This is a genomic window from Micromonospora sp. MH33, assembly GCF_003013775.1.
GTDB lineage: Bacteria > Actinomycetota > Actinomycetes > Mycobacteriales > Micromonosporaceae > Micromonospora > Micromonospora fulviviridis.
Genome location: NZ_MUYZ01000258.1, coordinates 1 through 10,065, shown reverse-complemented (window position 1 = coordinate 10,065; position 10,065 = coordinate 1). Strand labels below are relative to the sequence as shown.

The window sequence follows — 10,065 nt, the reverse complement described above, 5'->3', positions numbered from 1 at the left end:
CGGGCCGGCGGGCCGGCCCCAGTCGTCCATCGGCAGGGAGAGGAAGACCGGCCCGGCCGGGGGCTGCACCGCCGAGGCGTACGCCCGCATGAAGGCCGCCGGGATGTCCTGCGCGCGGGCCGGCTCGTGCGCCCACTTGACGTACGGCTCGACCAGCTCGACCGCCCGGGGGCTGGCCAGCCGGGGCTCGATGAGCAGCATCTCCCGGGTCTGCTGGCCGGCGGTGACGATCAGCGGCGTCTTGTTGTGCCAGGCGGTGACCAGGTTGCCCATGCCGTTGCCGATACCCGGGGCGGTGTGCAGGTTGACGTGCGCGGGGCGGCCGGTGGCCTGCGCGTAGCCGTCGGCCATGGCCATCGCCGACGCCTCCTGCAAGGCGTGCACGTAGCGGAAGTCGGCCGGGAAGTCCTTGAGGAAGGGTTCCTCGGTGGAGCCGGGATTGCCGAAGACGGTGGTCAGGCCCAGCGCGCGGAGCAGGTCGTAGGTCGTGTCGCGGACCGTTGCCATCGCCGGCTGCCTCCCGTCCCCCGCGCGTGCCGGGAGACGGCCCGGTGATCAGTGTCCCGACCAGCCGAATCTATCGGGCCCGGGTCGACTTTTCGGCCGGTTCCCGACGCTCAGGGCAGCGGGAACGGGAGCTTGATCCCGTCCAGCGCCCGCCCGCAGGGGCAGTCCCGCTCGGCGGGCAGCGCGGCGACCGCGTCCAGCAGCACCCCGCGCAGCCGGTCGGTGTTCTCCGCGAAGACCCGGAAGACCTCCTCCTGGGTGACCGACCCGCCCGCCTCGACGCCGGCGTCCAGGTCGGTGACCAGGGCGATCGAGGTGTAGCAGAGGGCCAGTTCGCGGGCGAGCACCGCCTCGGGGTGCCCGGTCATGTTGACCACCGTGCCGCCGATCGAGGCGAACCAGCGCGACTCCGCCCGGGTGGAGAACCGCGGCCCCTCGACCACCACCACCGTCCCGCCGTCCACCGCCGGCACGCCGCGCCCGGCCGCCGCGTCGAGCAGCGTCCGCCGCCCGGCCGGGCAGTACGGGTCGGCGAACGACACGTGCACCGCGCCGCGGTCGTAGTAGGTCTGGGCCCGCCCGCTGGTGCGGTCGATGAGCTGGTCCGGCACCACGAACGTGCCCGGGCCCAGCTCCGGTCGCAGCCCGCCGACCGCGCAGGGCGCCAGCACCTGCCGTACGCCCAGGGAGCGCAGCGCCCAGAGGTTGGCCCGGTAGGGGATCAGGTGCGGCGGGTAGCGGTGGTCGCGTCCGTGCCGGGGCAGGAACGCCACCCGCCGGCCGGCCACCTCGGCGATCGTGACCGGGTCCGACGGCGCGCCGTACGGGGTCTCCAGCACGTGCTCGGTGGCGCCGTCGAGCAGGGCGTAGAGGCCCGACCCGCCGATCACCGCCAGTTCGGCCGTAGCCGCCATCCGACCCTCCCTCGATTCCGTCGCGATCACCCGCCGGTCAGACCTTAGCCAGCGGGCGGACCGCAGGCTATGGTGCCTTGCATGGCGATGACAGCGCGGCTGGTCGCGGCGTACGGCTGACGGGTGTCGGACATGCAGGGTGAGGGACAGGCGATCGGTGGCCGAGCCATGGATTCCATGACCGGGCGGTTGCTGGTCGCGACGCCTGCGTTGAAGGACCCGAACTTCGACCGCACGGTCGTGCTGCTCGTCGCCCACGAGCCCGGCGGCGCCCTCGGCGTGGTGCTGAACCGGGCCACCGAGGTGCCGGTTGCCGACGTCCTGGGCGACTGGAGCGACCTGGCCCGCCATCCCGCGGTGCTCTTCGAGGGCGGCCCCGTGCAGCCCGACTCGGCGATCTGCCTGGCCCGGATGCGCCACCCGATCAAGCCGGTGAAGGGCTTCCACCGGGTCTCCGGCGCGGTGGGCACCATCGACCTCTCGGTCGACCCGGAGAAGCTGCGCGACGCCGTCGGCGGGATCCGGGTCTTCGCCGGCTACTCGGGCTGGGGCGCCGGTCAGCTGGAGCGGGAGATCGAGGACGGGTCCTGGTTCGTGCTGGACGCCCTCCCGGGTGACGCCTTCGTCGACCGCCCGGACGACCTCTGGCCGATGGTGCTGCGCCGGCAGGGCGGCATGATGGCGGCGGTCGCCCACTTCCCGCCGGATGTGGCCCTGAACTGAGCCACCGGCCGGGGGTACCCCCGCGAGATGACCATGCCGACCGGCGTGTGTATAGTTCTCTGCGTGCCCGGGCGACCGGGGACACCGCAAGGGGCCGTGGCGCAGCTGGTAGCGCACCACACTGGCAGTGTGGGGGTCAGGGGTTCGAGTCCCCTCGGCTCCACCCTTGAAATAGCAGGTCAGCGGCCTGGTCGAGTGATCATCGACCGGGCCGCTGATTCGTTTTTCGGCCCGGCGTCTCACCGTTTCTCACATCGGCTTCGCGTGTCACATCTCGCCACAAGCTGTCGTTTCCTGCCGGCTTCTGCCCCGGTGTGCCGTAGGCCGCCACCGGTGGCTCGCGGAGCCTCGTCCTGCGAGTGCGTAGGTCTTCGGCGCGAAGGCGACGTTGGCGTGCCCGAGCCGCTGCTGGGCCGATCGGCCGCCGGTGCCAGCCAACCGTCCTGATCGGAGAAGCGGGTCTCGTCTATGTCTGCCGTCCGTGCGATCCTTCCCCCGCGGGCGCTCATCGTATTGCCCGCCATCATCACGGGGGAGGACCGAATGCGTGCCCACGCGCGCGCTTTGCGGCGCTTTTTCTCAATCGCCATGACAATCGTGGTCGGCTGCGGGACGGTGGTCGGCGCGAGCGCCACCCCGGCCGCCGCCGATGTCGGAGGGCCGACCGAACTCACCACCGCCGGCCAGCCCTGCGCTACGGAGACACCCGGGCCCTACCTGAGCCCCGACCGGCTCAACGACGCCCACGCGGTCGTGCTCCAGGGCTCCTGGACCGGCACGCCCCAGAGCGCCGACCCGCAGGCCGACTTCCAGGTGTGGGACGTCACCAAGCCGGACGAGCCGCAGCAGTGGCGCGACGGGGTCGACCAGCGGAACAACCGGGTCTACGTCCAGCTCGAGGACCCCGCGCGCCAGTTGGACGGCGTCACGTACGCGTGGCGGGTCCGCGTCCTCGACGGCGACGACGCCTCGCCGTGGAGCGACACCTGCTACTTCACGCTCGACCGCACCGGCGGTCCGGCGCCGGCCGTCGCCTCGACGAAGTACCCGGCGGGAAGTGGGGAGAACGCCGGCGGCGAGGTCGGCGACCCCGGAACCTTCACCTTCACCTCGGTCTCCGACGACACCGAGAGCTACCGGTACCACTTCTACTCGAGCGAGACCGGCACGGGCGACGACTGGGTGACGGTGCCGGCCACGAGCCTCGGTGGGCCCGCGACCGTCACCTGGACGCCGGAGGCCGCGAGCTACCACTCGGTCACCGTGTACGCCGTCGACCGCGCCGGGAACTGGTCGGAGCCGAACGTCTACGAGTTCTGGGTACGGGAGACGCGGCCCTCCGTCTTCTCCGCCGCGTACCCGGACTGGGGCACCAACCTGGACTACGGCGTCGGCGTGCCCGGGGCGTTCGAGCTCACCAGCAACGTCCCGGACACCGAGTCGTTCGCCTGGCGTATCGACGGCGACGGCCCGTCCGGCTCGATCGCGGCCGGCACCGACGGCAGGGCCACCGCGATGATCGCCCCGACGAGGGCCGGCCGGCAGACCCTGTACGTGCGGAGCGTCGCCCGGGACGGCGCGGTCCATCCGGAGCGGGCCTACACGTTCGTGGTCGACAACGCGCCCAAGGTCACCGGCGACGTCGACCGGGCCGTGATCATCGGGTCGTCCCTCCGGTTCCACCTGGCTCCGCGCATGCCCGACGTCGAGTCCTACCTCTACTGGCGCCGCGACGGCAGCGGGAACGAGCCCGACCAGAAGACCGTCCTGCCCGCCGGCGCGGACGGCACCGCCGATCTGACCTGGACCGCCACCAACCAGAACATGGACACGCAGGCCCTGCTGGTGCAGAGCCGCAGCGCCGACGGCACCCTGTCGGAGCCGCGGTTCATCTCCATCTCCGTGTGGGGCGCCAGCCCGTCGGTGACCCGCAGCGGCGGCGACGTGGTGGGGTCGACGGCCACCTTCACGGCGCGTACCGAGATGGCGAACGTCGCGGATTACGAGGTGCTCCTCAACCGCGACCCGGCCACCCGGCAGGTGCTGCCGGCCGCCGCCGACGGCACCGTGACGTTCAGCTACACGCTCACGAAGCGCGGATACACCTACGTCACCGTGGTCGCCCGGAACGCCGCCGGCGTGCAGACCACGGAGGGCGGCACCTCCTGGTCCGTCACCGACTCCCCGGTGGTCGTCTCGACGGACTTCCCCTCGTCGGGCTCCGGGAAGATCGCACCCGGCACCTTCACCTTCAAGCCCCGCCAGCCCGGCGCGGTGAAGTACGTGTACCAGGTCGCCGGCGCCGAGGGCACGGTCGGAGCGGAGGCGGACGGCACGGCCACGATCACCTGGACGCCGCCGGACTCCGGCTACCACACGCTCTACGTGAAGAGCCTGACGGCGGACGGCGTCGAGTCGTTGCAGACCTACTACTCCTTCTACGTGGCACCCGACCCGCTGACCGTGACGTCGGTGTCGCCGGCGTCGGTCGCGGCGGGCGGCGTACGCACGATCACCGTGACCGGCAGCGGTTTCCACCAGGAGGATCAGGTCACGGTCACCCCGGCCGGCGGGTCGCCGCTCACCGCGACGGTGCAGAGCGTCTCCGCCGACCATCGGACGCTCACCGCCGACGTGGATCTGACCTCCGCCGCCGCGGGCAAGGCGTCCGTCTCGGTGCGGCCCAACGACTGGAGCGACGCGGTGTCGCTCGCCGACGCCTTCTCGATCACCGCGGCACCGGCCATCCGGTCGGTGACCGCGCCGACGATCACCGGCACGGTGGCCGTCGGGGCGACGGTACGCGCCTCGACCGGGCAGTGGAGTCCGACCGCCACGGCGTACACCTACCAGTGGGCCGCCGACGGGACCGCGATCAGCGGAGCGACCGGCTCGACGTACGTGATCCCGGCGTCCCGGTTGGGCAAGCGGCTGACCGTGACGGTCACCGCGACCAAGCCCGGCTACTCGCCCGGGCAGGCGACCTCGAAGGCCACCGCCCCGGTCGCCAAGGGCGCGGCGCCGACGGCCACGGTCAAACCGACGATCACCGGCACGCCCCGGGTCGGCCAGACCGTGCAGGCGAGCACCGGAACCTGGTCCCCGACCCCCGACTCGTACCGCTACGAGTGGCGAGTGGGCGGTGTTCTGACCGGCACGACGACGAAGACGCTCACGCTGACGGCCGCGATGCGCGACAAGACGGTCACCGTGACCGTGATCGCGGTGAAGGCCGGCTACGCCGACGGCCGCGCCACCAGCACACCGGTGACCGTACGCACCTAGCGCGCCAGACCGGCATGCGCGCCGCCTCGCCGTCCTGCAGGGCGGCGAGGCGGCGCGCGGCGGACCTGCTGGCGCATGCGGTGGGCGGCCGGTTACCTGAGGCCCCCTGAACCGCCCACGGTCCGGCGGCCGCTTCCCCAGCCCTCTGAAGCGGCTGCCCAGCACGATTTGATCTGCGTCAGCCTCCGGAAGCCACGCGCTCGTAGGCCCGGGTCAGTTCGGCCAGGACGCCGTCGGTGGGCTGCGGTCGGCCGTCGAGGTGCGTGGCCCGGAGCTCGGCCATGAACCTCTTCCACATCTCCGGGCCACCCTCGGCGAGAAGTTCCGCGCGGATCGACAGCGCGGGCGAGGTCGGGAGCCATCGGGAGCCCCATGCGCCGAGGTGCGCCATGAGGGGCACGAGGTCGATGGCCGCCTCGGTGAGGCGGTAGTCGATCTTCTGCCGGTGGCTCGGGTCCTCGTGCCGGCTGAGCAGGCCCGCGTCCACGAGCTTCGACAGGCGGCTGGCGAGGATGTTCGAGGCGATGCCCTCGATCGAGTTTGTCAGCAGTTCCCGGAAGTGCCGGTGGCCGCTGAACATGACGTCCCGCAGGACGACGAGGCTCCATCGGTCGCCCAGCAGCTCGACGGTCAGGTTGATCGGGCACCCCGATTTCCCGGCCGGCACGGGCAGCCGACCCGCGGCTACTGGTTGCGGCATGCCACCAGTGTAGTACGGTGCTACCGGTTGTAAGTCGCAACCAGAGGTCGTCGGCTCCGAGGGGGATCCGTGCCACAGCTCTTGAGGGTGCAGTGCTTCATCGTTTCGCGGGACGGTTTCGGCGCCGGCGAGGGGCAGAGCCTGGAGCGGCCCTTCGGCCACGCGGACCCCACCGCCCTGTTCTCCTGGCGCGCCGCCACCGCCAGCTTCCAGTACCGCACGGAGCCCGGGGGCACCCGCGGCCTGGACGACTACATCGTTCGCGACTACGACCGCAACATCGGCGCGGAGATCATGGGCCGCAACAAGTTCGGCCCGCAGCGTGGCCCCTGGGAGAACCACGAGTGGCAGGGCTGGTGGGGGGACAACCCGCCGTTCCACGTGCCGGTTTTCGTGCTCACCCACCACGAGCGCCCGTCGTTCACGCTGGCGGACACCACCTTCCACTTCCTCGACGCGAGCCCGGCCGAGGCGCTGGCACGCGCCAAGGAGGCCGCCGCGGGTCGGGACGTGCGGCTCGGTGGCGGAGTGGCCACGATCCGCGAATTCCTCGAGGCCGACCTGATCGACGAGATGCACGTCGCCGTCGCGCCCGTCGACCTCGGTCGGGGCGAGCGACTGTGGGAGAGCCACAGCGAACTGCTCGACCGCTTCCACATCGAGTCGGTGCCGAGCCCGAGCGGTGTCACCCACCTCCTGTTCTGGCGACGCTGACCCCCCGGCTCATCCCTAGCATGGCCTCATGACCGTAGATCTGTTCGCGGGTCTCCCCGTCCGCGACTACCGCGCGGCGGCGGCCTGGTACGAGCGACTCCTCGGCGCCCCGCCCTCGTTCCTGCCGAACGACACCGAGGCGGTGTGGGAGATCGCCGAGCACCGGTACCTGTTCATCGAGGTGCGGCCCGAGCACGCCGGGCACGCCATGCACACCGTCTTCGTCGACGATCTCGACGCCCGTCTCGCGCAGATCGCCGAGCGGGGCCTGACGCCGGCCGAGCGCGAGACCTACGGCAACGGGGTCCGCAAGGCCATCTTCCGTGACCCGGACGGCAACGAGATCGGCTTCGGCGGCGGCCCGGACTGACCGGGGCCGGCCCGGTGGCGGCGTCCGCCCAGCCGGACGGACGCCGCCGCTGGACTCAGCGCGGCTGGTACGCCTTGGGCAGGCGCATGCCCCGCTCGGCCATGAGCTGCCGGACCCGGTTCGGGTAGTTGGTGATGATCCCGTCGACGCCCAGGTCCATGAGCGCCGCCACGGTGGCCGGGTCGTCGCAGGTCCACGGCACGACCTTCAGGCCGCGGGCGTGCGCGTCGGCGATCATCTTCGCGTCCGGGTAGAAGCGGAAGGCCGGGTCGGCGACCGTGCCGTTCTGTGGGAAGCCGTAGTTCGGGGAAAGGGCGGTCACGCCGGGGATCGCGGCCGCCGCGCGGACGAAGTCGCCGCCGAAGTCGTCCGCGTCCAGGCCGCCCAGCCACGGCGAGGCGCCGGGCTTGCCGACCTGGAGGAAGTCGTAGTTGGTCAGCGCGACCAGCGGCCACCGCGGCGCGAGCCGGTGCATCACCCGCAGCGCGCCCCAGTCGAAGGACTGGATGGTGACCTGGTCCTCGATGCCCGAGGCGCGGATCTCCTCGAAGACCCGGCGGACGAACAGCTCGCGCGGGGCGGTCTGCTCGGGCGCGCCGGCCTCCACCTTCGTCTCGATGTTCAGCGTGAGCTGGTGTGCGCGCCAGCTCTTCACCAGGCCCAGCACGTCGCGCAGCTCGGCCATCCGGACCCCGGCGATCTGCTCCTGCTCCGGGAAGCCGGGCAGCTGCTGGTAGCCGCAGTCCATGGTCTTGATCTGGGCCAGGGTCAGGTCCTTGACGTACTTCCCGACGTACGGGTACATCGGGTCGCCCGGGGCCACCGGGCCGGTGTCGCGGCACTTCTGCGCGCTGACCTGCCGGTCGTGCGTGACGACCACCTTCTCGTCCCGGGTGACCTGGGTGTCCAGCTCCAGCGTGGTGACGCCGAGGCGCATGGCCTTGGCGAAGCCGGCCAGGGTCTCCTCGGTGGTCAGCCCGATCCCGCCCCGGTGCGCCTGCAGGTCGAAGTGGGTCTTCTGCGGCAGCACGCCGGGGTTGGCGACGGGGGCCGCGTGGGCGGCCGTGGGCACGGCCAGCACCGCCCCGACGGCCAGCACCGTCATGAGCTGACGGACGGACATGGCAAAACCTCCGCTACCTCGGTTGACGTTCGCGCAGCCGAAGCTAGGTGCGGGTTCGGTGTCCGCCGTGGCCCTGACGTGAGGGGGCGGTGAACGTTCGCGGACGCGCCGGGTGCGCCCCCGGCCGGGCCACGGCGTGCCGCGGCCCGGCCGGCGACGTCAGCGCGTACGGCGGGACTTGGGCAGGTCGAACTGGTCCGCCCGGCGGCAGTCCTTCGGACCGCCGATCGCGTCCGGCCCGACCAGGTCGAGGGCCTGGCGGGCCCGGTACCGGCCCAGGTTCCAGGCGTACCAGGGGTCGGACTCCTCGAGGTCGTCGGCGACCCAGCTCAGCGTGCAGCGGCGGACCGGGTCGGGAAGCCGGGTCAGCGCGGGCGTGGCGTCGGCGGAGAGCGCCCGCAGGTACCACGCGTCGATCTTGCCGGTCTGCTCGTACCGGAGGATGTTGCGCTTCGCCGCATAGTCCTCCGGGTTCAGCACGGCCAGGCCGAGCAGCATGGCCACGGCCAGCGCCACCGTGGTGCCCGGGATCCACCGGCCCTGCCACCGCACGCCCGCCGCCAGGATCATCAGGAAGACCGCGCCGAGCAGCAGCTCGAAAGCCATCACGAAGATCCGCTCGCCGGTGAAGCTGTAGACCTTCTGGTACGTCCACATCCGGGACAGCGCCGACACGACGATCACCACGCTGAGCGCGCTGAGCAGGCCCAGCAGGACGCGCAGCAGGATGCGCTCGACCGGCCGCTCGCGGCTTGCCCAGCGGCTCACCCCGCCCAGCACCGCCAGGGTCAGCAGGGTGACGAAGAGGAGCTGCCAGAAGCCGCTGCGGGCGTACTCGGAGTAGCTGAGGCCGGCGACCTTCTGCACGTGCCGCTGGCCGCCGAAGAGCACGGTGAACTGCACGATCACGAAGCCCACGAAGAGCAGCGTCAGCGCGCCGATGGCCGGTGCCCACTCCAGCACGCCGAGCCGGCGGCCGCTCGGCCGGTCCACGGTGGAGAGGTCGGGCGGGGCGGCCAGGGTGTAGACCGCCGCGACCGCGATCAGCCCGCCGACCGCGGCCAGGAAGATCCAGCGGAACACCGTACCGATGTTGACCTCGGGGACGACGGCGGTCAGCATCTCGGAGAAGGCCGCGTCGGCCGAGGAGAGCAGGCTGCCGAAGACCAGCAGCACCAGCACGGTGGCGACCACCGAGCCGGTGACCTTGCGGACCGTCCCGGCCTCCGGTGAGGCGGTGACGTGCCGGCGCACCCAGGGTAGGCCGCGGAACGCCGCGAACGGCGTGGCGAGCAGGCCGAACAGGATCGAGCGGACCAGCCGGCCGCCGACGATGGCCAGGGTGGCGCAGCCCAGCGCGCCGAGCACGCAGAACGTCACCAGCCACCAGGCGTTGCGGAAGGCCAGCACGGCCAGCAGGACCAGCGCCGCCGCCGCCCACCCGCCGCGGATCAGCCGCTCGGTGCGGGGCAGTTCGGCGGTACGCCGGCGTACCGCGACCAGCACGCCGAGGGTCAGCGTGAGCCAGCCCAGGAACCAGCCGATGCCGACCCGGCTCAGCGGCACGAAGAACGCGGTGCCGAGCGCACCGGCCAGCACCGCGAGCGGGACCGCCCGGCCGGTGGCCGGCTTCGGGCCCGGCCAGCGCGCGCCGAGGAACGAGGTCCGGGGCGTCCGCGGCCGGGGCGTCCAGCCGGCCCCGGGCGGGTAGCCGCCCCAGGGCTGCGCC

General features: G+C 72.3%; 9 protein-coding genes and 1 tRNA gene. 5 read left to right on the top strand and 5 right to left on the bottom strand.

Annotated elements, in window-relative coordinates:
• Nucleotides 1-507, bottom strand: a 507-nt coding sequence (locus B0E53_RS28140) for a thiamine pyrophosphate-binding protein (RefSeq protein WP_246835638.1), incomplete at its 3' end; no start/stop codon positions are given.
• 110 nt (nucleotides 508-617) lie between these two features.
• On the bottom strand, nucleotides 618-1,421 hold the full coding sequence (locus B0E53_RS28135; protein ID WP_107078782.1) for an S-methyl-5'-thioadenosine phosphorylase: 804 nt from the start codon (nucleotides 1,419-1,421) through the stop codon (nucleotides 618-620).
• A gap of 132 nt (nucleotides 1,422-1,553) precedes the next feature.
• On the opposite strand from B0E53_RS28135, the gene B0E53_RS28130 reads away from it, so the two are divergent.
• The 3 genes from B0E53_RS28130 (at nucleotide 1,554) to B0E53_RS28120 (ending at nucleotide 5,429) form a co-directional block, all read left to right on the top strand.
• Entirely contained in the window at nucleotides 1,554-2,144 is a 591-nt protein-coding gene (locus B0E53_RS28130; protein ID WP_091259972.1) for a YqgE/AlgH family protein, read from the top strand.
• A gap of 90 nt (nucleotides 2,145-2,234) precedes the next feature.
• A tRNA-Ala gene (locus tag B0E53_RS28125) sits at nucleotides 2,235-2,307 on the top strand.
• Between the two features lie 425 nt (nucleotides 2,308-2,732).
• Nucleotides 2,733-5,429, top strand: a complete 2,697-nt coding sequence (locus tag B0E53_RS28120) for an IPT/TIG domain-containing protein (protein WP_146167793.1) — start codon at nucleotides 2,733-2,735, stop codon at nucleotides 5,427-5,429.
• Between the two features lie 178 nt (nucleotides 5,430-5,607).
• On the opposite strand, the gene B0E53_RS28115 is transcribed toward B0E53_RS28120, so the two are convergent.
• On the bottom strand, nucleotides 5,608-6,129 hold the full coding sequence (locus tag B0E53_RS28115; protein WP_107078780.1) for a helix-turn-helix domain-containing protein: 522 nt from the start codon (nucleotides 6,127-6,129) through the stop codon (nucleotides 5,608-5,610).
• Nucleotides 6,130-6,198: 69 nt separating this feature from the next.
• Here B0E53_RS28115 and B0E53_RS28110 point away from each other — a divergent pair, with 69 nt between their 5' ends.
• Together B0E53_RS28110 and B0E53_RS28105 are read left to right on the top strand one after the other, a co-directional pair.
• On the top strand, nucleotides 6,199-6,843 hold the full coding sequence (locus B0E53_RS28110; RefSeq protein WP_107078779.1) for a dihydrofolate reductase family protein: 645 nt from the start codon (nucleotides 6,199-6,201) through the stop codon (nucleotides 6,841-6,843).
• 28 nt (nucleotides 6,844-6,871) lie between these two features.
• Nucleotides 6,872-7,213, top strand: a complete 342-nt coding sequence (locus B0E53_RS28105) for a VOC family protein (RefSeq protein ID WP_107078778.1) — start codon at nucleotides 6,872-6,874, stop codon at nucleotides 7,211-7,213.
• A gap of 55 nt (nucleotides 7,214-7,268) precedes the next feature.
• Here the strand turns inward: B0E53_RS28105 and B0E53_RS28100 are convergent, their stop codons facing one another.
• Entirely contained in the window at nucleotides 7,269-8,336 is a 1,068-nt protein-coding gene (locus B0E53_RS28100) for a glycerophosphodiester phosphodiesterase family protein (protein ID WP_107078777.1), read from the bottom strand.
• A 159-nt stretch (nucleotides 8,337-8,495) separates the two neighbouring features.
• Nucleotides 8,496-10,065, bottom strand: a 1,570-nt coding sequence (locus tag B0E53_RS28095; RefSeq protein ID WP_107078776.1) for a DUF4173 domain-containing protein, incomplete at its 5' end; no start/stop codon positions are given.

Excerpts from the sequence above, each read along its gene's own strand:
- B0E53_RS28105 (WP_107078778.1), top strand. The coding sequence starts at position 6,872 with ATGACCGTAGATCTGTTCGCGGGTCTCCCCGTCCGCGACTACCGCGCG.
- B0E53_RS28115 (WP_107078780.1), bottom strand. The coding sequence starts at position 6,129 with ATGCCGCAACCAGTAGCCGCGGGTCGGCTGCCCGTGCCGGCCGGGAAA.
- B0E53_RS28130 (WP_091259972.1), top strand. The coding sequence starts at position 1,554 with ATGCAGGGTGAGGGACAGGCGATCGGTGGCCGAGCCATGGATTCCATG.
- B0E53_RS28100 (WP_107078777.1), bottom strand. The coding sequence starts at position 8,336 with ATGTCCGTCCGTCAGCTCATGACGGTGCTGGCCGTCGGGGCGGTGCTG.
- B0E53_RS28120 (WP_146167793.1), top strand. The coding sequence starts at position 2,733 with ATGACAATCGTGGTCGGCTGCGGGACGGTGGTCGGCGCGAGCGCCACC.
- B0E53_RS28135 (WP_107078782.1), bottom strand. The coding sequence starts at position 1,421 with ATGGCGGCTACGGCCGAACTGGCGGTGATCGGCGGGTCGGGCCTCTAC.